Origin of the sequence: Pedobacter ginsenosidimutans, assembly GCF_001442625.1 — a bacterium.
Lineage (GTDB): Bacteria > Bacteroidota > Bacteroidia > Sphingobacteriales > Sphingobacteriaceae > Pedobacter > Pedobacter ginsenosidimutans.
This window is the reverse complement of record NZ_LMZQ01000007.1, coordinates 1-24720: the sequence shown is the minus strand read 5'-3', so window position 1 is coordinate 24720 and position 24720 is coordinate 1. Positions and strand designations below refer to the sequence as shown.

The window sequence follows — 24720 nt, the reverse complement described above, 5'->3', positions numbered from 1 at the left end:
TCAACGTGACAGATTGAATAGAAATTAACGCTTATGATACAGCTTTTTATTAAGTGAATCTAAAAACGATTGTTACAGGCCGTTTGCCCTTGCTGTAATCTCAGCAATATCCAATACCTTAACTTCCTGTTCTTTGTCTTTTAATTTAATACCGTCGCTTAGCATGGTCATACAGAAGGGGCAACCTGCTGCAATAACCTGTGGGTTGGTTTCTAAAGCCTCATCAATGCGTTCTACATTGATATCTTTATTTCCCTTTTCTGGTTCTTTAAACATCTGTGCGCCTCCGGCACCACAGCATAAGCCATTACTTTTGCAGCGTTTCATTTCTACCAACTGTGCATCAAGTACTTCCAGGGCTTTTCTTGGAGCTTCGTAAATTCCATTTCCACGACCTAAATAACATGGATCGTGATAGGTTATTTTTTTGCCTTTGAAACTTTCGCCACCTTCAGCTTTTAGTTTACCCTCGTTAATTAAATCCTGGATCAATTGCGTATGGTGGATTACTTCGTAAGTGCCGCCTAAACCCGGATATTCATTTTTAATGGTATTGAAGCAATGTGGACAGCCTGTTACAATTTTTTTGATATTGTAAGCATTCAATACCTCAATATTAGTCATGGCCTGCATCTGGAAAAGGAATTCGTTACCAGCCCTTTTAGCAGGATCTCCGGTGCAGCTTTCTTCTGTTCCTAAAACAGCGTATTTTATGCCTACATGATGTAAGATCTTGCAAATGTCGCGGGTAATTTTCTGCGCTCTTTCGTCGTAACTTCCAGCACAGCCAACCCAAAATAATATTTCCGGTTCTTCACCTGCGGCCATCAACTCGGCCATTGTAGGGACTTTAAATTCCATTTGTCTAGTATCTAGTATCAAGTATCAAGACCTGATGTAATTATTATTTTAATTCAATGCCAACAAAACTGTTAATTGCTAACTTTCTTGTGCCCAGTTAAAACGATCGGCCGGAGAGTATTTCCATGGTGCCTGGTTATTCTCAATATTTCCCATCATTGCATTAATGCTTCCTGGTGCCTGCGACTCTTCCATTACCGCAAAACGGCGAAGCTCCATAATAATCTGTAATGGATCGATGTTTACCGGGCAGGCTTCTACACAGGCGTTACAACTTGTGCAAGCCCAAATTTCTTCTCTGCTGATGTAGTCATCCAATAAAGATTTTCCATCCTGATGTTCAGCGCCGTGTTTATCAATATTTTGGCCCACTTCAGTAATGCGGTCGCGGGTATCCATCATAATTTTCCGCGGCGATAAAAGTTTGCCTGTAATATTTGCAGGGCATACCGAAGTACACCTGCCGCACTCCGTACAGGTATAAGCATTCATGAGGTTTACCCAGCTTAAGTCGGTTACGTCTTTGGCGCCAAATTTACCAGGTTCGGTTTCTGCCGGAACAAAAGAAGGATCGAGCATGGCTTTCACCTCATTGGTAACTGAGGCCATATTGGTAAACTCACCTTTAGGCTCCAAATTAGAAAAGTAGGTGTTTGGAAAGGCAAAAAGAATATGAAAATGTTTCGAATAAGGCAGGTAATTTAAGAAAGCCAGAATACCGATAATGTGGAACCACCAGCAGCTGCGCTCTAAGATAACTAAGGCACTTTCTGATGAAGGCAAGATATTAATTAAATATTGACTCACCGGAAATGCACCTGCATTAACATAATGACTGGCACCCAAAAGCTGTAATTTTGCATCGGCGGCATTCATTAACAAGAAAGCGCTCATTAACAAAATCTCAGTAATAAGGATGTAGTTGGCATCAGATTTTGGCCAGCTTTTCATCTCAACACCACTAAAGCGTTTAAGTTTTAGAATATTTCTGCGGATGAGAAAAATAGCGCATGAAACCCAAACGGTAAAAGCCAGGATTTCGAAAGATCCGATCAGAAAGTTATATAAACCACCCAAACCATTAAAAATCCGGTGTGTGCCGAATAAACCATCGATCATGATCTCCAATACTTCAATATTAATGATCACGAAACCGATGTAAACAAAAAAGTGAAGAAAGGCAGGGATAGGGCGGACAACCATTTTAGATTGACCAAAAGCCACGCGAAGCATGGTCATTAATCTTTTTTGCGGCTGATCTTGTCGATCTACCGGTTTTCCTAAACGGATATTGCGAATTATTTTACGCAGGTTAACTGTAAACAGCGCAATTGCTGCAAGTGTAAGTACTAGAAAAATGATCTGTGCTACCATGCAATATTAGATTGTTACGCTAAATTAGGATATTAATCTAAATAAATTGCTATGCATGCATAAAAAAAATAATAAAATTGTTTGTTTGTACTCATTCTAAGCAAGGATTAAGACCTGTTTTAAGAAAATCGAAAAATTAATTAATTGATAATCAGAGCAACAATGAAATAATTGAAAAAAAGTTTTGCTTTTGAAAAAAGAACGCTACATTTGCAATCCCAAACGGATGGTGCCATAGCTCAGTCGGTAGAGCAAAGGACTGAAAATCCTTGTGTCCCTGGTTCGAATCCAGGTGGCACCACTTCCAAAAGCCTTTCAGAAATGAGAGGCTTTTTTGGTTTTATGTCATTTCAAAAAAGGAATACCTAAGCCAAAATAAAAATATTTTTCTGCCATCTTCCTGCTTATCAAAAAGATGACCTCAGTAAGGGTTACATTTGAGGAAAAAAACTGAAAAAATCTAAAGTCCTTTTTTGGATTTGAAAAAAAGAATGCTACATTTGCAATCCCAAAAGGGGGTGCCATAGCTCAGTCGGTAGAGCAAAGGACTGAAAATCCTTGTGTCCCTGGTTCGAATCCAGGTGGCACCACTTCCAAAAGCCTTACAGAAATGTAAGGCTTTTTGGCTTTTGAGTATGCTTGTTTAGGTCTCCACATGATATTCACTCCGTTTTTCGGCTATTTCTTTAACCTTATCTAACGCTTTTGGCCAGGTTTTTTCGAAATAATCTCTCCATTCATCGCTAATGTTCATATCGATGAGCAGTTCTGTCTTACCATCTCTTTCATTAAGGGTATAATTCTCCAGTGTGTCGCCCCAATCCCCGCTGAGATCTTCCTTACCGTCTTTTATTTCGCCCAGGTGTTTGATAGACATGTACCGGTTAGGGATATTATCTTGAATAACAGCTACCATTCCATCTCCGTTATCACCCAGAAACAGGGCCTTGCTTCCTTTTTTCCAATCGGTTTCTACACGCGATCCTTCTGCAAACACCGCTGTCCACTTGGGGTAGGTTTCTACGCCAAAAAGCGCATCCCAAACTTTTTCTGCTGTGGCGTTAATTTTGGTTTTAAATTCGATCTTTTCCATGGTCTTTGGTTTTTAAATCAACTCATTTAGTATAACAAATTTGCAGCGAATTTGATTGACTTAAGCGGTGCAAAGGCGACAATTTATGGGGGCATAAGGACTAAAATTAGACATCGGTTTAGCATATATTTTTTGAAATTTAATAAATATCTCAGTGAAAAGTAATTTAATCGGTAGATTTACGTAATTCACTGATACATATGCATAGGAGCACAATATTTTGAATTAAATTTAGTTTGTTGGTAGATAAAGTTTCTTTCTGAACAAATAACCATTGCCCGGTACGTATATAAAAGATAATGTTACAATAATTTCCATGAGAAATAAGAGATTCCTTTACCTGGTTGCACTAGGTTTTTTAAGCTTTGGGACCATTACCGGCTGCAAAAAGAGCAGTCCTGCGCCTGATGAGCCTATAACCCCACCAGTTGTTACTACGCCTACCGGAACGCGGGATGAATTGACTAAAGATTCTATCTTTTTATACGGTAAAGAACTTTATTATTGGAATACTTCGCTACCAACTTATGAAGTGTTTAATCCGCGTAGATTTAGTTCGAATGAAGCTGAGCTATATGCCATGACACAATATTCTTTAGATCCGGCAACAGGAAAACCATATGAATATGTAAGTACTTCTAGCGAACCTAAGTATTCATTTTTCGACTATACGGCAGCTACAACAGGTAAAACAGGAGCGCTGAAGGCTGATGTAAATGGCTCGGCCAATGATTACGGTTTTTCTGTTCAGTATAACAACGACACAGATCTTAGGGTAAAATATGTTTATCCAAACTCACCTGCAGCGCAGCAGGGCTTAACACGTGGCTGTAGGATAACCAGTGTAAATGGACGTACGGATCTTAGTTGGCCAAATGCAGTTAGTTTTTTAAACAATGCCATTTTTGGTACAAATGCAACTGTGACTCTGGCTTTCAATGATATTAGTGGCAACCCAAAAACAGCTGTTGTATCCAGCAGCTTATATACTGTTAATCCGATATTGTTTACCAATGTTTATACGGTTGGTGCAAAGAAGGTTGGTTACATCGTATTTAATAGTTTTACCAATAATGCTTCTGCAGCCATAAATACAGTTTTTTCTAATTTTGCTACCCAGGGGGTAAGCGAATTGATCATTGATTTACGCTATAATGGCGGTGGTTATGTTTCAACAGCTACCCAGATAATCAATTTGGCAGCACCAGCAGGAGAAACAGGTAATACGATGTTTACTTCTTATTACAATAACTATTTACAGTCAATCACTACTGCACAGCGCAAAGCCTCTGTTTTGGCACACCAACCACTGTTAGATGATGATGGTAAATTACAGCCCTTTACCACGGGTGTAAACGGAAAGTATGCTACTTATGCCGATTTAAATTATTCGCCTACAGCAGCCGATAATATAGAGAAATTTGCAAAATCAGGCGCATTATCTTTAAACAGAGTTTATTTTATCGTAACTGGATCAACAGCCTCGGCAAGCGAGTTAACCATTAACAGTTTAAAACCTGTAATGGATGTAAAACTGATTGGTAGAACAACTTATGGTAAACCTGTAGGTTTCTTTCCAATCAGAATAGATAAGGTGGATATGTATATTCCAGAATTTGAAACCAAAAATAAACTTGGCGTTGGTGGCTACTACTCTGGCTTAACGGTTGATAAAGAATCAGCAGAAGATTTAACCAAAGCATGGGGAGATGAAACAGAGACTTTGTTGGCCTACGCATTATTGTATGCCAAAAACGGAAATTTTGTAACTACAGCTGCAAAAACAGCTAGTTTAAGCACAACGACAACAGTAATGCCATCAAAGCTATCAGTAGCAGAATTAAGGGCATTAGATGAAAAGTTAGATCCAAAAGGATTTAAGGGAATGGTAATGACGCCCGATAAGAAATTTTAATAAAAGCTTTTAACGAAAATGCCCGTTTAACCTATTTAGTTAAGCGGGCATTTTTTATTTGGGGCTGTATTTACAATAATATTTTACTGCTGATATCTTTATTGATGGTAATGTAACCAGGGTATTTAACAGGTGTATTGCCCAGCATAAAGGTTGGTTTTATTTTAATGGTTAATAAACCTAATTTTTCATCTTTTGAAGATGATCCTTTCTGAGCAGCCTTGATAATATCGTTAAAAACATTGCCATTAGATACTAATCCGTAAATGTTGCTTACCAGTTGTACCGGAACGGTAACTGTTTGACCTTGAGCAATGCTCACACTTTGATTAACAATGCCTTCTGCCAAATCGGTATTATTAACCAATATCTTATATTCGAACTGGTTTATGGCCGCTAAATTGCTCGATGGGTTAGTTATTTCTAAATTTAGATTGGCTTTTAAAGGAATATCTTTTCTTAACAAACCCAATGCGACTCCAGGCAAGCTGGTTAAGCTAAAGCTTTGCTGGTTCATTAACTTTTTAACATCTGTGCCTGCAATCGATACCTGTTGTACACCTGTAATTTTATAGGTGCAGTCTTCCAGGGCTTTTATCTGCTGTGCCTGCCTGTTTATTCCACAGCCAAAAAGGCCAACAGTTAAAAGGCATACTAATAATCTTTGTTTCATTTTATGTGTGTTAGGTGATAGCATAAGTACCCAAAAATTTGGATATTTATGTACTGCAAACATAACGCCAAAATAATAAATCTATTTCAGAAGGACCTGCTTAAAAATCGGGTTACCTGTTTACTGCACGTCAATGTCAATAATTAACTCAATTAATTGGTTAGCCGATTTAAACAATTGATCCAAGTTACTAACTTTACAAAAAAACAAAAGACATGGCCATTACCATCCGCAAGATAACTGCACTGGATAATAGTGCAACAGCTGAAATGATCAGGACTATTTTAAGGGAATTTAAAATAGACAAGCCGGGCACAGTTTACACCGATCCTACAACTGATGAGTTATCTATACTTTTCGAACACCCTCAATCAGCTTACTGGCTGGCCGAAGAGGATGGGCTTATTGTTGGTGGTTGTGGCATTTATCCAACCGAAGGTTTGCCAGATGGTTGTGTTGAGCTGGTTAAATTGTACACCTCGGCATCTTCGCGTGGGAAAGGCATTGGTAAAATGCTCATGGAGAAAAGTATAGAATCGGCGCAGCACTTTGGCTATAATGAGATTTATCTGGAATCCTTTCCCGATCTTAAAAGGGCAATTGAGATGTACGAAAAGGCAGGGTTTAAAAAACTTGCTGCCCCATTGGGTAATTCGGGTCATTTTGCCTGTAATGTTTGGATGCTGCTGGTCTTATAACTTTGTTAATCGTTGAAACCGCTTAATCGGTTAACTGTTGAAACTGAGAAAATCAAGCTCAATTAACCAGCTAACCGATTTATACAAATAAACTTTTATTCCTAATTTTTGCCTACTCTGTTTTCCTCATCGCTTGTTCCGGTTTGTCTGCTGCGGGCAGTTTTGATTTTCATGTTTCCGAATTTATAGGTGAAACTTAAGTTTATCCTGCGGCTCTCCCATTCATTCTGCCAATAAGTTTTAATGTTATTGTACTCCAGATTGGCTCTGAACTTACTGGTATTGAAGATATCGTTTACTTTTAAGGCAAGTGTTGCATTTTTGTTCCAGAATGACTTTTTAGCGCCAACATTGAGCTGATAACTTCCTAAACTGCGGAATAAACCAGAAATAGAAGGAGAATCGTAATAACCATAAAAGCTTAAACTGTAGTTTTTAGGCAAAGTGATGGTATTATCTGACATAACAGACCAGTTCCAGGAGAAGGCATTATAGCCATTTCCCTGTACTGCCGATGTGGTGCGGTTATAACCAACAGAAACTTCGGTACTGTTGTTCCACCATTTTGTTACATCAAAAGGACTTCCTGTGGCCATATAAAAATTTGTTGTACGGTTCAGGTTTTCTGGCCTGGAGATACTTTCTTTTGTGCTATTGTTCTGATAAACCACTTCCCATATCGATCCATCACTAACCGAATAACTCAACGTTAGTACCCTGAAGTTTTTAATCGAGTAATTAAATTCAAGACTATTGGCGTACGAGGGTTGTAATAATGGATTTCCCTGTATGGCAGTATAGGGGTCGGTATAAAAGGTAAAGGGATTTAAACTGCTGTATGATGGCCTGTTGATGCTTTTACGATAGGCAGCCGTTACGAGGTTGTTCGAATCCAGTTTTAAGGAGATAAAAAGCGTTGGAAAAAGCTTCCAGTATTTCCTGTCAATCAGCGTATTGGTGCCTGATGAACTGCCATCACCTCTGGTCTGTTCTGCTCGCAAACCTGCTTTGATCTGTATGTTTTTGAAGCTCTGATCTAAGGAAAGATAACCTGCGTTAATGTTTTCATTGTATAAAAAGACGTTGGTTCGGCGCGGATCGTTAATCCAACCAGCGGTTTTTAGCGAATCGAAACGTACATCGCTCTGCGATTTTACCCAGCTGCTTTTCCAGCCAGTTTCCATTTTTAATGTTTTTGAAAAATTTAAGCTATAATCAGCCTTGATGGAATAGATAGAAACATTGCCCATGCCTTTATTGCGTAAATCGATTGGATTGCCGATCAGCTGATCACTGGCATCGAGATAATTATTGGTAAAGGTCTCGTTCTTGCTGTTGTCGTATTGAACATAATCGGCATCAAAACCCAGTTCACCGCCCAATGTATCTGTTTTGAAACGGTAGTTTAAGTTAAGGGCGTGGTTTTTTTCGGTATTACTTTGCGGATTAAACATCGATGTTCCGCCAATTTTTATACCCGCTGCATTATAATTTACCGAATTGCTGTTTACCTTGGTTTCTTCAGGCGCAGTAAAGCCTTTTACCATTAAGCCTAAAGTATGTTTCTCGTTGATAAAATAATCGGCACCGGTAGAGTAATTTAGGCTGTTGGTTACCGGGTGCCAGAAATTAAGCTGGTTATATTGTTCGTCGCCAATGGTTCTGTTTAAAGTTAACCTGTTGTATGAATTATAGTGCCCGGCGTTTAAGCGCACATAGGTGCTTACCTTACCGATATTGTAATTCAGGTTGGTACCAGCATAAACTTTTTCATAACGGCCATAACCACCACCCATATTCAGGTTCCCATTAAAGCCCTGCATTTTATTTCTTTTGAGTTTAATGTTGATGATGCCTGCTGTGCCAGCAGCATCGAAAGAGGATGGAGGGTTAGATATCAGTTCGATTTTGCTTAATACAGATCCAGGCAGCGATTTGAGGTAAGTGGTTAATTCCACTCCCGACATATAGCTCATCTTACCATCAATCATCACATTGATTCCTTTTTTTCCTTTCAGCACGATGTTATCGTCTTTATCTAGTTTTACACCTGGCGACCGGCTGATTACTTCCAGCGCATTATCACCTGCGGTATTCATCTGTTCTACGTTTACAATCACCCGGTCTGCTTTTTGATCAATTACAGGCATTTTCGATACGATGTTTACGTCTTTCAGGTTTTGAGCGTGGTCTGCCAGCGTAATTGGTGGAACTTTAACAGCCATATCTTTTACTTCAAATGGTACAGATTGGTTTTTACCGTAACCCATCATTAAGGCTTTAATAAAATACCGGCCCGGTTTAACATTGCTGAATTCGAATAAACCTTGTTGGTTGGTGACCTGTAAAGCAACTGAAGCCGAATCGGGTAAGTGGATTAATGCTACTGAAGCATAATCGAGTGCTTTATTGCTTTTATCGGTAATAGTTCCCGATACTTTAATGTTTTGAGCAAAAGCAGTTTGAAAGCTAAAAATAAGCAGCACAAAAAGAGCAGATTTAAATAAGAGGTTCATCATCTTGTTTGTTTTATTATTGACGATTCAAAGATGTAGAGGTTGCATCAGCCTAAAAATTATATAATCCCAACCCCTTGAAATATTATCCCAATGCTTTTTTTGCTAATAAAAGGTGTTGATCCTTAAAATGTACGGGTTGGGATAATTATTTGCATGTTTGGAATAAGAAAATAGGCAGTTAAAAAAGCTTTGCATAGTTTTAGACCATGAAAACAATAAAAATCATTTCCATTCACATACTTTGCTGGATGCTTGTATTGGGCTATTTTTATGGCGGCTATTTAATTGATGGCACAACTTTTACCAAGGCTGCTTTGAGTATCTCTATGAATTTTATACAATTGATAGAGTTTTATATCTGTTACCTGTGGGTTTATCCAAGATTTTTGAAAAAGAATAAAGTACCTCAGTTAATAGGCGGTATTTTGTTTACCATCGGGGTATTTATTGCGCTAAGGTATTTAATAGAAGAAGTACTTTATTTAAAATGGCTAGGTTTTCATAACTATAATGATGGTACAACTGCCTGGGCCTATATATCGGATAATATTTATTGGAGCATTGGTTTTATCGTGACACCTGCTGCAGTTTATGGTATCGAGCAGAGCTTTAAATCGGAACAGGTGAACAGGAAACTTAAGGAAGAAGTGGTGAAGGCTGAACTTTCATTTTTGAAATCGCAGATCAATCCGCACTTTCTGTACAATACCTTAAATTATGTTTACTCTTTGGCCATTCCTGTTTCCGATCAACTGGCCAATGCTGTTTTGCGTTTATCAGATTTAATGCGCTATACCCTAAACGATAGTCCTGATGGCAAAGTGAGTTTAGATAAGGAAGTGGAATACCTGGAGAGTTATGTTGCATTATTTAGGATGCGTTTTGAACCCAAATTTTATGTCGATTTTACAACTGAAGGTATTACGAATCAAAAAATCGCCTCACTGATATTAATCCCTTTTGTAGAAAATGCATTTAAACATGGCGTAGTAAATGATGAGAGCCAGCCTGTACGTATTAAACTTAAGGTGCAGAATAAACGATTAAGTTTCGAGGTAAGCAATAAGATCAGTCATGCACAGAAAGATCATTCAAGCGGTGTTGGCATGGTAAATATCCACCGTAGGTTGGATCTGATTTATCCCGAAAAACATGAGTTACTGATTTCGAATAATGGCAATACCTATAAAAGTACTTTGATCTTAAATCTGTAAAGGATAATTTGTATCATTGAAAACTATTCTAATGTTAATTCACGCTAATCGCCAACCCCTAACCGCTAAACCCTAACCATGATCCGTTGCCTTGCCGTTGATGATGAATCTTACGCCTCAGATATTATTGCTGCCTTTATCAACAAAACCCCTTTTTTAGAATTGGTTGGGACCACTACAAATGCTTTTGAAGCACTTAACCTGGTTCAGGAAGGTAAAGTTGATCTTGTTTTTTTAGATATACAGATGCCGGAATTAACCGGGATCCAGTTTTTGAAAATCTGTGGTGGTAAATGCAAGGTAATCCTAACCACAGCCTATCCAGAATATGCTTTAGAAGGCTTTGATCTTGATGTGGTAGATTATTTGCTTAAACCGATCTCATACGAGCGTTTTTATAAAGCGGCTACTAAAGCGCAACAGATTTTAATGCCTGTGGCACCCGTACAACAAGAAGTAGTTATTCAGCAGGTAGTACTGGGGAACGATTTTATGTTCATCAAGGGGGATACCAAGAACAAGTTTATCAAGGTTAATTATGAAGAAATTCTCTATATAGAGGGGTTGAAAAACTATGTTTCGGTGTATACCGCTACACAAAGGATTGTGACTTACCAGGCGCTGCGTGAGCTGGAAACCGAACTGCCCCAGCCACCATTTTACCGCATCCATAAATCTTATATTATCTCTATCGAAAAAATTAAGATGATTGATGGGAATACCGTTTATATTAACGATCAGGCAATTCCAATTGGCGAAACCTATAAAGAAGAGTTTTTTAAAGTGGTGAGGGAAGGGAAGAAGGGTGGTTAACTGTATAAATTGTTTAACTGGTTAATTGTGAATTAGTCGATATCTACAATTAACCAATTTAAACAGTTAACTGATTAAGCTTACAGTGTTCATAAATTCTCCTCATTATTTCTCCCGATTTTTTTAAGTTTGCTGTATAAAGATTAAATCAAACATCACCATGCAAGAAACGAATTCGCTAAACCAGGTTGCAGAATTTCATACTACCTTTAAACATCCAATTTTAGAAAGTCCGGTTATTCCTTCAAAACAGAGAGCCAATTTGCGCATTTCGCTTTTAGCCGAAGAGTTGAAAGAACTACAGGAAGCAGTAGAAAATGATGATCTGGTAGAAGTTGCTGATGCCCTTTGCGACCTGCAGTATGTTTTGGCCGGTGCTATCCACGAGTTCGGCCTAGGTGGAAAGTTTAAGACTTTATTTGATGAAGTTCATCGTTCTAATATGAGCAAAGCTTGCAAAACCGTAGAAGAAGCAGAACAAACCATTCAGTTTTACTTAGATAAAGACCAGACTGAATCTTATTACAAAGAAATCGACGGACTGTTTTTGGTATTCAGGAAATCTGACGACAAGACTTTAAAATCGATCAACTATTCGCCAGCTGATTTAAAGTCACATTTGGTTTAACTCATAAATAAGCTCGAATTGAAAAGGCTAAAACAAATTGTAAACGAGCTGAAATTAACACAGGCGGCACCTGATGCAGCTTTAATGCGTGAGTTTATTTTCTACTCACCCAAAATGCCATTACGCCTGCATCAGGAACAGCTGGTCGCTGTATCAAAGCAGTTTAGCCTAAAGGTTTTTGATACCTATTTTACCAATGCCAATGTAACCATTAACTGTTTTAGCTGGGGAAATGGAAGACGCAAAGTGTTACTTACACATGGCTGGGCCTCAAAAGCCTTAGATTTTTATGAACTGATTGTTGAACTCCAGAAGATAGATGACCTTGAAATTATTGCTTTTGATGCGCCTGGCAACGGAAGCTCAATCTCTGAATTTTCCAACCTGATGTTATATGCCGAGTCGGTAAAATCGATTGCTTTAAATTATACACAGCCTGATGTCCTCATTGGGCATTCGCTTGGCGGTATGGCTAATGTAATTGCTTTGCAGGAACTCGGTTTAACTCCCGATCTGCTCATTAGCATCGCACCATTAATCAGACTGAAAGAAAATTTCGAGCAGAGTTTAGATTCGGTAAACATTGGGAATAAAGATCAGGATATCTTTTTCAGCAACTTTGCCAAAGAATTTCCCGTTCCTGCCAGCCACTTTAACCTGACCGAACTGTATCAACTAGGTTCGGATTTAAATCATTTCCTGGCATTCGATCCAGCCGATCATATTTCGCCATACCCATTCCTTAAAGAATTCCTGGATAAATATCCTGCAATCAGTTCAAAATCTTTTGAAGATGTAGGGCATTATAAAATCCTCAGATCGGTTGAGGTTATTGAAGATATTGTGGATAGAATTTCTGCGCTTCCAATGCTATAAATCGTGCCAGGTGGTAGCATTTTGCACCAGAAATTACACCCTTTTTCGTCTTTCCAATTGGCTCATATAAAAAATCTAATTCGGGTTCATAGAAAATGATTGGTTCTGTGCTTTTGGCAATTTCAGTCCCGTTCCGTTATAAGCACTGCTGAAAAAGCGGAGGCTTCCACTGCAATCGGGTTTAGGAAGAATGTTTTCTGCACCCGGCAACCCCGGAAATGAAATGCTGATTTGGCCCAATAGCCCCGGTTGAAGCGTTACCCTGCAGCAACGAGGTACGAGGAAGCGAAGCGTATAAGCGTAAAACGGGAAGAAACCTAGTGTGTTGTACTGGCTCTGCGCTCTAAATGAAATCGATAGTTTTTTAATGAGGAAACAAATGGCCTGTGGTTCTTGGCAGGCTTCAGTCCCGCTTTTTGGTTCGAGTTCCGATGAAGGATCGGAAGCTCTTCCCGGCAATCGGGTTTATTTAACCTAGGCTGGTACAGGGAACTTAATCTTTCATCCTTCAATAATAAATGTGGGTTGTTTCGAACAGACTTTTGTTAACTAAACCCGACAGTAGCGGGCATGCCGATTATTCCTATGGAATGCTGCCCTTTCTTTTCCTAAAAAAAAGAAGGATTTATGCTTAATAACCTGAACTAGATTATTAAACTTTAAGACCTTAATAAGTGTCAGATGGTAACATCTAACACCATGAAGAAGAACTGGTATTTGTTTTTATACATTATAACTTCCGACCTCCGTCATCGGTCTCCCGACTAATCCATCCACCAATTTATTTCGCATCCATAACAGTGCATAACAGTTAAAATTACTGTATATTCTATTTTAGAGCAACCAAATATATTAATAGAGCATGCAAGCAATTTTAGGTGTAATTTTTCATTTCTTCGGTGGTTTCGCCTCCGGAAGTTTTTATATTCCGTACAAAAAAGTTAAAGGCTGGGCTTGGGAAAGTTACTGGATCGTTGGAGGAATCTTCTCCTGGTTAATCGTTCCGCCACTTGCTGCTTTTTTAACCATCCCTAATTTTACAGCAATTATCACCAGTACCAACGGTAGCATTTTATGGTTAACCTATTTTTTTGGTGTGCTTTGGGGTGTTGGAGGTTTAACCTATGGCTTAGGCGTTCGTTATCTGGGTGTATCATTAGGAAGTAGTATCATTTTAGGACTTTGTATGGTTTTGGGTTCAATCCTGCCATCCATTTACTTCGATTTTTTCCCACAGGTAGGTAAAGATACTTTTACCATGTTTTTACATACCGATTGGGGGCGTATGGTATTGCTGGGGCTTTTAGTCTGCGTTGTTGGGATTGTCATCTGCGGTAAAGCAGGTATGATGAAAGAAAAGGAAATGAAATCTGGCATTACCGATCCTCATGGCATGGAGGTTAAAACAGAATATAAATTCGGTCTTGGCTTATTCGTGGGGATTGTTTCAGGGGTTTTAAGTGCCTGTTTCAATTTTGGTATCGAAGCGGGAAAACCAATGGCCGATGCCGCCAATGCGATCTGGAAAGCAGCAAATCCTGCTGAAACAGGTAATTTCTTATTCCAGAACAACGTTACTTATGTAATTGTGCTTTGGGGTGGTTTAACCACCAATTTTATCTGGTGTATGGTATTAAATGCAAGGAATAAAACATTTGGCGATTATACCAATGCAAAAACGCCATTGTTAAAAAACTATATTTTTTCGGCATTGGCAGGTACCACCTGGTTCTTACAATTCTTTTTCTACGGCATGGGCGAAAGTAAAATGGGCAATGGTGCCAGTTCGTGGATTCTGCACATGGCCTTTATCATTTTAATCGCCAATGTATGGGGACTGGTACTAAAAGAGTGGAAAGGTGTGTCGAGAAAAACGTTGATTACTGTTTTGGCGGGTATTTTAACCATCATCATTTCGGTACTCATTGTTGGTTATGGTAATTCAATAAAAGGTTAATAAATAAAAATTTAAATAGAATATAAGAATGTCAATCGATACGAAAAGTTATAAGCACGTAAGCTATTTGTGGGATGAAGAGGAAGCCGCAAAACTTGCTGGTGATGAAGTTGCCCTCTTAATTTATCGCTCAAATTTATTGGGTGCAGATTTACGCTTAACCAATTATGGAGGTGGAAATACCTCGTGTAAAGTATTGGAAAAAGATCCGCTTACCGGCCTAGAAACCGAAGTAATGTGGGTAAAAGGTTCAGGTGGCGATTTAGGTACCTTAAAGAAAAGCGGCCTTGCAGCATTATATGTTGATCGTTTGCGTAGTCTGAAAAATATTTACCGTGGTGTAGAACACGAAGATGAAATGGTTGAACTTTTTAACCACTGTATTTTCGATTTAAGCTCTAAAGCACCATCAATCGATACCCCTTTGCATGGTTTTCTACCGTTTGCACATATCGATCACTTGCATCCGGATGCGGCCATCGCCATCGCTGCGGCTAAAGACGGAAAAAAAATTACCGAAGAATTATTTGGTGGAACGATAGGCTGGGTAGAATGGAAAAAACCTGGTTTCGAACTGGGCTTGCAGTTAAAGCATTGTTTGGACGAAAATCCAGGCATCCGTGGCATTATGTTGGGCTCACATGGCTTGTTTACCTGGGGCGATACGGCTTACGAAAGTTACCTGAATACCTTAGAAGTAATCGAAATCTGTTCTGATTACCTTAACCAGAATTATGGTAAAAAAGGGCCTGTTTTTGGTGGACAAAAAATTGAAAGTGCAGCAGAAGATCAGCGTAAACAACAAGCGGCTGCTTTAGCGCCTGTTTTGCGTGGCTTGTGTTCTTCTAAACAGCACATGATCGGTCATTTTACCGACGACAGTCGTGTTTTGGAATTCATCAATTCTAATGATTTGGATCGTTTGGCCCCAATGGGAACAAGCTGCCCCGATCACTTTTTAAGGACTAAAATTAGTCCATTGGTTTTAACATTAGCCAGCGATGCTGATTTATCAGATGTTAAAGCACTAAAAGAAACATTGGAGCCTGCTTTCGAAGCATATAGGGCAATGTACACGGCTTATTACGAAGCCTGTAAACATCCAAACAGTCCTGCCATTCGCGATACCAATCCGGTTGTTATCTTATATCCTGGTATCGGAATGTTTACCTTCTCTAAAGATAAACAAACGGCAAGGGTTGCTGCTGAATTCTATATTAATGCCATTAACGTAATGAAAGGCGCTGAGGCCGTTTCAGAATATACTTCATTGCCTCACCAGGAAGCTTTTAATATCGAATATTGGTTGTTGGAGGAAGCGAAGTTACAGCGTATGCCTAAGCCAAAGCCTCTAACTGGCAAGATTGCCTTGATTACCGGTAGTGCAGGTGGTATAGGTAAGGCGATTGCTAAAAAGTTTGTTGCAGAAGGTGGTGTGGTGATTTTAAACGATATGAATGCTGAGCGTTTGGAAGAAGCAGGTAAAGAATTTGCGAGCCTGTATGGTAAAGATTCTTACAGTACCGCGATTTTAAATGTAACCAGTGAAGAGGACATTAAACAAGCTTTCGATTCGGCTGCTCTGGCTTTTGGCGGAGTAGATATTATTGTAAACAATGCCGGATTATCGATTTCTAAAACCATTGCTGATCATACCGAGAAGGATTGGGACTTATTATATGATGTTTTGGTAAAAGGTCAGTTTTTTATCACTCAGGCTGCAACAAATACGATGCAAAAGCAGAATATTGGTGGCGATATCATTAATATTGTAAGTAAGAACGCCCTGGTAAGCGGACCAAATAATGCCGGTTATGGCAGTGCAAAAGCTGCCCAGTTACATTTGAGCAGGTTAAACGCTGCCGAACTGGGTGCCGATAATATCCGTGTAAATGTGGTTAACCCTGATGCTGTAATCAGCGATAGCAATATTTGGGCAGGTGGTTGGGCCGAAGGCCGTGCAAAAGCTTACGGCATTACTGTTGCAGAGTTGCCAGCTTATTACGCGAAACGCACTTTGTTAAATCAGATTATATTACCAGATGATATTGCCAATGCTTGTTTCGCCTTTGTGGGTGGCTTGCTGCACAAATCAACCGGAAATGTTTTAAATGTTGATGGCGGAGTAGCCATGGCATTTGTAAGATAGCTTATCCTTGGTTAAATTCCTCGGTCTGTGTCCTCACAGAACGAAACGAATAATTTGATCAGTGGTCTGTGGGGACGCAGACCACTGCGATAGATTTTAAATTCAGTTTTAGTAAGTTGTTTAATCGGTCTGTGCCTGGCTCAGACCGAAATGACTTTTAAATTTAGTAAATAATATCATCATCTTCGTTTTAATGAGGATGAACGAAAACGGCGATTGTATCGCCAAATAATTAACCTAATAAACCAAATATTCTCATGAATATCGAGCAGAACCAGATAGAAAAACATAACGACTCCCTTTTAACCTCGCATCAGCGCAAACTTTCTTTTTTAAAAGAAGATTGGGCCCACGTTGATGTAGAAAGCGTAATCCAGAAACTGGTTGATTTTCAGATTGCTATTCCAAGCTGGGCTTTAGGTACAGGTGGAACACGTTTTGGCCGTTTTGCCATTACTGGTGGTGAACCACGTACCATTGAAGAAAAAATTGAAGATGTTGGTCTGCTTCACGCCCTTAATGGTGCAAGTGGCGCAATTTCGCTTCACATTCCTTGGGATATCCCTCAAAATGCTGAAGAATTAAAAACTTTGGCATCTGGCTATGGTTTAAAATTCGATGCCATGAACTCGAATACCTTTCAGGATCAGGCAGGTGCTGCACATAGCTATAAATTCGGTTCATTGCAGAATGTAAATAAAGACGTCCGCAAACAAGCGATTGAGCATAATATAGAAGTAATCAAACATGGTATCGCGCTAGGATCTGATGCATTAACCGTTTGGCTAGCCGATGGTTCTTGTTTTCCTGGTCAGCTTAATTTCCGTAAAGCCTTTGAAAATACCTTAGAAAGCCTTCAGGAGATCTATTCAGCACTGCCAGAAGATTGGAAAATGTTTGTTGAATATAAAGCCTTCGAACCAAATTTTTATTCTACAACGGTTGGCGATTGGGGACAATCACTGTTATATGCAAGTAAATTGGGTAAAAAAGCCTATACATTGGTTGATTTAGGTCATCATTTGCCTAACGCAAACATTGAGCAGATTGTTGCTTTATTGTTAATGGAAGGAAAATTGGGTGGTTTCCACTTCAACGATTCTAAATATGGAGATGATGATTTAACTGCTGGTAGCATTAAACCTTACCAATTGTTCTTGATTTTTAACGAGCTGGTAGAAGGTATGGATGCAAAAGGTATGAACCATGCAAAAGATTTAGGCTGGATGATCGATGCATCTCACAATGTGAAAGACCCCTTAGAGGATTTATTACAATCTGTTGAAGCCATTATGATTGCCTATGCACAAGCCTTATTGGTTGATAGAAAAGCATTAAACGAAGCGCAGAACAACAACGACGTAGCCAAAGCACAGGAAATTTTACAAAATACTTTCCGGAGCGATTTAAGGGCTTTAGTGGCCGAAGCCAGATTAAGGGCTGGAGCAGCTTTATCCCCAATCGCTTTATACCGAGGTTTAGAAGTTAGAAATAAATTAGTTAATCACCGCGGAAATACTGTTGCCACAGGTTTGTAAATAGAGAAATAGAAAATGCCTAAACCTGTTATTGCCATATTTGATGTTGGGAAAACGAACAAAAAACTGTTTCTGATCGACGAAAACTACAGTATTGTTTACGAACGGTCTGCACGTTTTGTAGAAACAGTTGATGAAGATGGCGAACCATGCGAAAATCTCGAAAGCCTGCGTTCATCGGTTTACGATTCCCTGCATCAGGTTTTGCAGTTAAAAGAGTTCGATGTTAAGGCCATAAACTTTTCTACTTATGGTGCCAGTTTTGTTTATCTCGATGAAAATGGCGATCCCCTAACACCGCTTTATAACTATTTAAAAGAATACCCGGAGGAGCTTAAAAAAGCATTTTATGCAAAATACGGAGGTGAGGAGAAGATTTCGTTAGAAACGGCCTCACCGATTTTGGGTAGCTTAAATTCAGGGATGCAATTGTATCGCCTGAAACACGAAAAACCCGAAATATTTAAAAAGGTAAAGTGGGCTTTACACCTGCCCCAATATTTAAGTTATTTAATTACGGGTAAGGCCGTAGCCGATATTACCAGTATCGGCTGCCACACCCAGCTTTGGGATTTCAATAAAAGTGAATACCATAACTGGGTTACTACTGAAAAAATCGACGAGAAATTTGGTGCATTTACCCCAGCAGATTCCAGCCTTAAAACTGACTTCGAAGGGAGCAGCGTAAAGGTTGGTGTAGGTTTGCACGATAGTTCTGCCGCGCTGATTCCCTATCTGGCCAATTTTAATACACCATTTGTACTCATTTCAACAGGAACCTGGTGTATCAGTTTAAACCCTTTTAACCAGGAACCGCTAACTGCCGAAGAACTTAAACAGGATTGCCTGTGTTACATGCATTTTAAAGGGAAAGCGGTTAAGGCTTCGCGTATTTTTGCAGGTTATGAGCACGAGGTACAGCTTAAGCGGATAGCAGAACATTTCGATCGTGCGGCCTATCTGTTTAAACATTTGAAGTTTAACCCTTCAATGATTTTGAAACTGGCCAATAAAATTCCTGAAAATCAACAGGAGCAAAAGGGTTTTTCTGCAAGCTCTGCTTTTCCCGAGCGTAATCTGGATCTATTTCAAACTGCAGAGGAGGCCTATCACCAATTGATTTTCGACCTGATCAAACAGCAGATTTATTCATTAAAGCTGATTTTAAATGCAGGTGTGAAAAGAATTTTTGTAGATGGTGGTTTCGGTAAAAATGCAATTTATATGCATTTGTTGGCCACTTCTATTCCTGATATTGAGGTTTATGCCTCTTCAGTTTCGCAGGCTACGGCAATAGGTACGGCTTTAGCAATAAATGATGCCTGGAACGAAAACCCTGCACCAACGGATATGATCCAGTTAAAATATTATTCTGCCATACAACGTACACTAGATTTTTAGGAATTTCCTTATATTAGAATTTCCTATATCAATATAACCATTTTGAAACCAGAAGATTTAATCCCCTACATTAACGTCGATGAGTATTCGTCGACGCCAAAATACAAGCAGTTAACCAATGCTATTTTGGCCGCAATTGAAAGTGGTAAACTTCTGAAAAATAGTTTATTACCGTCTATTAATGAACTGAGCTTCAGTTTGGAAATGTCGAGGGATACCGCCGAAAAAGGTTACCGTAACCTCCGGAAACTAGGGGTGGTTGATTCTGTGCCAGGAAAGGGTTATTTCATTATCAATACCGATTTCTCGCGTAAACTAAAGGTTTGTCTGCTTTTTAATAAACTCAGTACGCACAAAAAGATCATTTACGATTCCTTTACCAAAACATTGGGCGAGCGTGCTGCGATTGATTTTTATATCTACAACAACGATTTCGCGCTGTTTAAAAAAATGATTGTCACCAAACGTGATGATTATTCGCATTTTGTAATTATTCCACATTTTTTAGAAGGTGGCGAAAATGCACACGAAATTATCAACACCATACCAAAAGAAAAATTGGTTATCCTTGATAAATTGTTGCCAGGAGTAACAGGTGATTATGCTGCGGCTTACGAAAACTTTGCACAGGATATCTACGCGGCTTTAGAACAGGCTTTAGATCGGCTTTCTCATTACCGAACCTTAAAAATTATCTTCCCAAAAAACAGCTATTTTCCACACGAAATACTCACCGGTTTTTATAGGTTCTGCCAGCAGTATGCTTTCGATCATAAAGTAATTCATAACATTAAAGACGAAGAAATTAATCCTGGTGAGGTGTACATTAATCTCATGGAAGATGACCTGGTAACACTCATTGAACGTTTAATTGCCCAAAAACTTAAAATCGGGAAAGATGTTGGTGTAATTTCTTATAACGAAACACCCTTAAAAAGGATTATTTTAGATGGGATTACGACCATTTCGACTGATTTTAGCGAATTGGGCGCTCAGGCCGCCGAGTTTATCCTCAACGGAAAAACCGAGAAGATAGCAGTACCTTTTTATTTGAACCTGCGTAAATCGCTTTAACATAGGAGATCCGTCATTTCGAGCGCAGCAGAGAAATCTATTAATATGACTCATAGATCTCTCCATTTCGCTAAGCTTCAGTCGAGATGACGACACCATAAGGGAATTCATCGATATTAAAAGCTTACTTGAGTACATTGTGCATAAAAATCTAAAAAGGAGTTTTAGCTAAAACTTATTAATGATTACTTTTATCACTTAGCTATTTTAGTTTAAATGAGTGAACAGGTAACCGAGCATCAAGTATCAGAGCAAAACCCTTACGATTATATTTTAAAGGATTTTAACCTGAAAAATCTGAGCCAGATTGTTATCCTCAAACATTTAAGCGGATTGATCCATACGGATGTTAAGGGCTTTTACCAACTTTTCCCAGAGCAGATTGAAATCGATTTTGCAGCCTTTAGCGATGAGGCCTCTGGATTGCCCTTCCCGATCGTTCAGGTGCGGCAGGATGAAAAATCCGTAAAACTTTCTTGCCGTTGTGCAACACCGAAGCATAAATTGTGTGAGCATCAGGCAAGGGTTTTGTACAATATTCTTCAGCGCCAGGATCTGCTTATTTTCTTTGATGCTAACCTTCGGAAGCAAAAGCTTTTAAAAATAGCAATTGACTATGGTTTAGAAAAAGAAGAAAACCTCGATCTTCTGTTTAATCTCCGCTATGAAAACGGCCAGGTAGCTATCCGCCCAAAAATGGATGCCCTCCAGGCATTCAATAAAGAAGCCCAGCAAAATTTACAGGAACTTTTACTGCCGGCGAATAAAACCAAAGCAAAAGTGCAAGCTAAAAACGATCAGGATAAAATGATCCTGGTTTTTGGGCAACACCGCTATTACAACAATTTAACGGTAGAATTATTTGAGGCCGAAACCACTAAAAGCGGCAAGGTTAAAAATCCGATAAAAGGAATTAATCCGGCTGATTTACTGTTTAAAACAGATGACAACGATCAGGTAAAGTTTTATAGTGGCATTACCACTTTTCAACAGAATTACAATAGCGATCAAAGCGAGGCGGAGATTGAAGCCTTAAAAGCGATCGTTAAAAATCCTAAACAGATTCCTTTTTACCTGCAGGATGGTAAGCAGTCTGTCGCTATTCAAGCGTCGACCATTACAGCGGTTGATGTTCATTTATTGGAAGTAGACCTGCGTCTTTCTGTAAATCAACGCGATGATTATTACGAAATTACAGGCCGGCTGATCATCGAAGGGAAATCTTATGAGCTGGATAACCTGGTATTGGTACACCAGTATTTTGTTAAACTTAACAATCAACTTTATTTAGTTGGAAGGTTGGATTTTCTACGCGTAATCGGGTTTTTCAAAAAGCAGAGCAACAGGTTAATCCTGCATAAAACTAAATATCCTGAGTTTCAAAAAGTTATTTTGGTGCCTTTAGAAGGAAGTATCCATGTCGATTATTCTTATTTAAAACCTGCCACCAAAAGCCAGATCGAAGAAAAAGGTTTCGATCTCGAAAACGAGCAACTGATTTATCTCTCTGAATCTGAAGATTATATTCTCCTTACACCGGTAATGCGCTATGGGAATTTAGAAATACCTGTGCTGTCTAAAAAACAGATTCAGGCGCAGGATAAATTGGGTAACCTTTTTACCTTACACCGCGACGAAAATACCGAGCTCCAGTTTATCGGAAACGTATTGAAACAGCATCCTTATTTCTACGATCAGGAAACCAACGATTCTTTTTACCTGCACCGCAAACGGTTCCTGGAAGAAGCCTGGTTTCTCGAAGCTTTTGAGGTATGGCGGAACAAAGGCATTCATATTTTAGGTTTCAACCAGCTCAAAAACAATAAATTAAGCGAATTTCAGGCTAAAATTAATATCGAGGTTTTAAGTGGGACAGATTGGTTCGAAACCAAAGTAAAAGTAAAGTTTGGCAAACAACAGGTTGCGCTGAAGCATCTGCATAAATCGATCAGGAACAAAAGTAAGTTTGTAACACTTGATGATGGAACGCAGGGCATACTGCCGCATGAGTGGATCGAAAAATTTGCCGCTTATTTTAGTGCGGGCGAAGTAACCGAAGATGCCATTCTTACCCCAAAAATTAAGTTTGCTTCTATAAACGAGCTTTATGAAGATGCTTTATTGGATGGTGATGTAAAGAACGAATTGAAACTTTATAAACAGAAATTTGAAGGGACTGATTCGATTCAGGAAGTTGAAGTGCCAAAAGGTTTAACAGCAACGCTGCGCCATTACCAAAAAGACGGTTTAAACTGGCTTAACTTTTTAGATGATTTTAACTTTGGTTCTTGTTTGGCCGATGATATGGGATTGGGTAAAACCATTCAGGTTTTGGCTTTCATTTTATCACAGCGCGAAAAAGTAAAACACAACACAAATCTTGTGGTGGTTCCGGCTTCGTTAATATTTAACTGGAAAGCCGAAGTAGAGAAGTTTGCGCCATCTATAAAGATAAAAACCATTTATGCTGGCGAACGGACCAAAACGACTGATACTTTCGATGATTACGAAATCATTTTAACCTCTTACGGAACGCTGCTCTCTGATATCCGTTTCTTAAAAGATTACCGCTTTAACTATATCTTTTTAGATGAATCGCAGCTGATTAAAAACCCAGATTCACAACGTTATAAAGCCGTTCGGATGTTGCAATCGAGGAATAAAGTAACCATGACTGGAACGCCGATAGAGAACAATACCTTTGATTTGTACGGGCAGCTGTCATTCGCTTGTCCGGGTTTGTTTGGTAGTAAACAGCAGTTTGCCGATTTATATTCAACCCCGATCGATCAGTTTAAGGATAGTAGAAGGGCAGAAGAACTTCAAAAAAAAATAAGACCTTTCATCCTGCGGAGAACAAAAGAACAGGTGGCAAAAGAACTTCCCGATAAAACGGAAATTGTTCTGTATTGTGAAATGGGAGCAGAGCAGCGCGAGGTATACGAAGCGAACAAAAAGGAAATTCAGGATTTTATTCTGGGTAAACAGGAAGATGAATTGCCTAAAAGTTCGATGCACGTGCTGAAAAGTATTACCACCCTAAGGCAGATCTGCAATTCAGCGGCATTATTGGCAGATGGAAAATCGTATTTACAGGCTTCTTCAAAAATTGATGTGCTGATGGAGCAGATTGAGAGCAAGGCCGGAAAACATAAAATCCTTGTTTTTTCTCAGTTTGTAACCATGCTCGATCTGATTAAAAAACAATTGGAAAACCGTGGTATTAAATATGAATACCTTACAGGGCAAACCCGTAAAAGAGCCGAAGTGGTTACCTCTTTTCAGCAAAATGCTGATATTCCGGTTTTTCTGATCAGTTTAAAGGCTGGTGGTACCGGATTGAACCTTACCGAAGCTGATTATGTTTACCTGGTCGACCCATGGTGGAACCCTGCGGTAGAAAACCAGGCTATCGATCGGGCATACCGGATTGGTCAGCATAAAAATGTGATGGCTGTCCGTTTAATCTGCCCTGATACCATAGAAGAGAAAATTATGAAGCTTCAGGCCACAAAAAAAGATCTGGTTAAGGATCTGATCCAGACAGATGGAAGTTTGTTTAAAAACCTCACCAAGAAAGAATTATTGGGCTTGCTGAGTTAATATAAGTTCGCTAAATCCATTTGGATTGTCATCCTGAGCCTGTCGAAGGACCATGCGGATAAATCTAATTTTGGTTCGTGAAGACACCAATGTGCCTTATCTGATCGTCATTTCGAGCGGAGTGCAACGAAGTCGAGAAATCTTTTAAGATTGTTTTAACGTTCAAAGATTTCTCCATTCCGCTGCCGATGAAAAATCGGCAAGCTTCAGTCGAAATGACGTAAGCCCCTATATCTAAACCCCAACCTCAAACGTATAATCCAAAAATTCCGGCACGTTAATACTCTCCACGATTTTCCAATTTTTCTTTTCTGCAATAAAATCAGGTGCTGCA

18 protein-coding genes and 2 tRNA genes are annotated in these 24720 nt (G+C 39.2%); 14 read left to right on the top strand and 6 right to left on the bottom strand.

Translation table 11 applies throughout. The annotated features are described in order from the left end of the window. Positions 1 to 72: 72 nt before the first annotated feature. Both ASU31_RS11955 and ASU31_RS11950 read right to left on the bottom strand, forming a co-directional pair. Entirely contained in the window at positions 73 to 861 is a 789-nt protein-coding gene (locus tag ASU31_RS11955; RefSeq protein WP_025144610.1) for a (Fe-S)-binding protein, read from the bottom strand. 78 nt (positions 862 to 939) lie between these two features. Beyond that, complete coding sequence (locus ASU31_RS11950) at positions 940 to 2235, bottom strand: 4Fe-4S dicluster domain-containing protein (RefSeq protein ID WP_057932537.1); 1296 nt, start codon at positions 2233 to 2235, stop codon at positions 940 to 942. A gap of 228 nt (positions 2236 to 2463) precedes the next feature. On the opposite strand from ASU31_RS11950, the gene ASU31_RS11945 reads away from it, so the two are divergent. Together ASU31_RS11945 and ASU31_RS11940 are read left to right on the top strand one after the other, a co-directional pair. Next, positions 2464 to 2536: transfer RNA gene (locus ASU31_RS11945), tRNA-Phe, on the top strand. A 216-nt stretch (positions 2537 to 2752) separates the two neighbouring features. After that, positions 2753 to 2825 (top strand) — tRNA-Phe (locus tag ASU31_RS11940). A 53-nt stretch (positions 2826 to 2878) separates the two neighbouring features. Here the strand turns inward: ASU31_RS11940 and ASU31_RS11935 are convergent. Next, on the bottom strand, positions 2879 to 3328 hold the full coding sequence (locus ASU31_RS11935) for an SRPBCC family protein (protein WP_057932536.1): 450 nt from the start codon (positions 3326 to 3328) through the stop codon (positions 2879 to 2881). A gap of 316 nt (positions 3329 to 3644) precedes the next feature. On the opposite strand from ASU31_RS11935, the gene ASU31_RS11930 reads away from it, so the two are divergent. After that, positions 3645 to 5243 carry a S41 family peptidase gene (locus ASU31_RS11930; protein WP_157257984.1) on the top strand — a complete coding sequence of 533 codons (1599 nt, stop codon included), beginning with the start codon at positions 3645 to 3647 and terminating at the stop codon, positions 5241 to 5243. 70 nt (positions 5244 to 5313) lie between these two features. Here ASU31_RS11930 and ASU31_RS11925 read toward each other — a convergent pair whose 3' ends face one another. Beyond that, the gene (locus tag ASU31_RS11925; RefSeq protein WP_057932727.1) at positions 5314 to 5916 is read right to left on the bottom strand and encodes an LEA/WHy family protein; all 603 of its coding nucleotides are present in this window, start codon (positions 5914 to 5916) and stop codon (positions 5314 to 5316) included. A 215-nt stretch (positions 5917 to 6131) separates the two neighbouring features. Here ASU31_RS11925 and ASU31_RS11920 point away from each other — a divergent pair, with 215 nt between their 5' ends. Beyond that, positions 6132 to 6614 (top strand): GNAT family N-acetyltransferase, encoded by a 483-nt coding sequence (locus ASU31_RS11920; RefSeq protein WP_057932534.1) that lies wholly within the window; start codon positions 6132 to 6134, stop codon positions 6612 to 6614. A gap of 101 nt (positions 6615 to 6715) precedes the next feature. Here ASU31_RS11920 and ASU31_RS11915 read toward each other — a convergent pair whose 3' ends face one another. Then, positions 6716 to 9133 carry an outer membrane beta-barrel family protein gene (locus ASU31_RS11915; RefSeq protein ID WP_083505350.1) on the bottom strand — a complete coding sequence of 806 codons (2418 nt, stop codon included), beginning with the start codon at positions 9131 to 9133 and terminating at the stop codon, positions 6716 to 6718. A gap of 206 nt (positions 9134 to 9339) precedes the next feature. On the opposite strand from ASU31_RS11915, the gene ASU31_RS11910 reads away from it, so the two are divergent. The 4 genes from ASU31_RS11910 to ASU31_RS11895 all read left to right on the top strand — a co-directional run bounded on the left by ASU31_RS11910 (position 9340) and on the right by ASU31_RS11895 (position 12664). Then, positions 9340 to 10347: a sensor histidine kinase gene (locus tag ASU31_RS11910; RefSeq protein ID WP_083505349.1), complete on the top strand. Its 1008-nt coding sequence runs from the start codon at positions 9340 to 9342 to the stop codon at positions 10345 to 10347. A 78-nt stretch (positions 10348 to 10425) separates the two neighbouring features. Then, positions 10426 to 11160 carry a LytR/AlgR family response regulator transcription factor gene (locus tag ASU31_RS11905; protein ID WP_057932531.1) on the top strand — a complete coding sequence of 245 codons (735 nt, stop codon included), beginning with the start codon at positions 10426 to 10428 and terminating at the stop codon, positions 11158 to 11160. 160 nt (positions 11161 to 11320) lie between these two features. Then, positions 11321 to 11788: a pyrophosphohydrolase domain-containing protein gene (locus ASU31_RS11900; RefSeq protein ID WP_057932530.1), complete on the top strand. Its 468-nt coding sequence runs from the start codon at positions 11321 to 11323 to the stop codon at positions 11786 to 11788. Between the two features lie 18 nt (positions 11789 to 11806). Next, positions 11807 to 12664: an alpha/beta hydrolase gene (locus tag ASU31_RS11895; protein WP_057932529.1), complete on the top strand. Its 858-nt coding sequence runs from the start codon at positions 11807 to 11809 to the stop codon at positions 12662 to 12664. Between the two features lie 75 nt (positions 12665 to 12739). Here ASU31_RS11895 and ASU31_RS27465 read toward each other — a convergent pair whose 3' ends face one another. Continuing rightward, positions 12740 to 13123, bottom strand: coding sequence for a hypothetical protein (locus ASU31_RS27465; protein WP_157257983.1), 384 nt, complete (start codon positions 13121 to 13123; stop codon positions 12740 to 12742). 403 nt (positions 13124 to 13526) lie between these two features. Between ASU31_RS27465 and rhaT the strand changes: the two genes are divergently transcribed. The 6 genes from rhaT (at position 13527) to ASU31_RS11865 (ending at position 24386) form a co-directional block, all read left to right on the top strand. Beyond that, the gene (gene rhaT / locus ASU31_RS11890; RefSeq protein WP_057932528.1) at positions 13527 to 14621 is read left to right on the top strand and encodes an L-rhamnose/proton symporter RhaT; all 1095 of its coding nucleotides are present in this window, start codon (positions 13527 to 13529) and stop codon (positions 14619 to 14621) included. A 28-nt stretch (positions 14622 to 14649) separates the two neighbouring features. Then, on the top strand, positions 14650 to 16770 hold the full coding sequence (locus tag ASU31_RS11885) for a bifunctional rhamnulose-1-phosphate aldolase/short-chain dehydrogenase (protein WP_057932527.1): 2121 nt from the start codon (positions 14650 to 14652) through the stop codon (positions 16768 to 16770). Between the two features lie 257 nt (positions 16771 to 17027). After that, on the top strand, positions 17028 to 18308 hold the full coding sequence (locus ASU31_RS11880) for a sugar isomerase (protein WP_057932526.1): 1281 nt from the start codon (positions 17028 to 17030) through the stop codon (positions 18306 to 18308). Between the two features lie 15 nt (positions 18309 to 18323). Continuing rightward, on the top strand, positions 18324 to 19709 hold the full coding sequence (locus tag ASU31_RS11875) for an FGGY-family carbohydrate kinase (protein ID WP_057932525.1): 1386 nt from the start codon (positions 18324 to 18326) through the stop codon (positions 19707 to 19709). A gap of 42 nt (positions 19710 to 19751) precedes the next feature. Next, positions 19752 to 20783, top strand: a complete 1032-nt coding sequence (locus ASU31_RS11870; protein ID WP_057932524.1) for a GntR family transcriptional regulator — start codon at positions 19752 to 19754, stop codon at positions 20781 to 20783. 216 nt (positions 20784 to 20999) lie between these two features. Beyond that, positions 21000 to 24386 (top strand): DEAD/DEAH box helicase, encoded by a 3387-nt coding sequence (locus ASU31_RS11865; RefSeq protein WP_057932523.1) that lies wholly within the window; start codon positions 21000 to 21002, stop codon positions 24384 to 24386. The last annotated feature ends 334 nt before the right edge of the window (positions 24387 to 24720 follow it).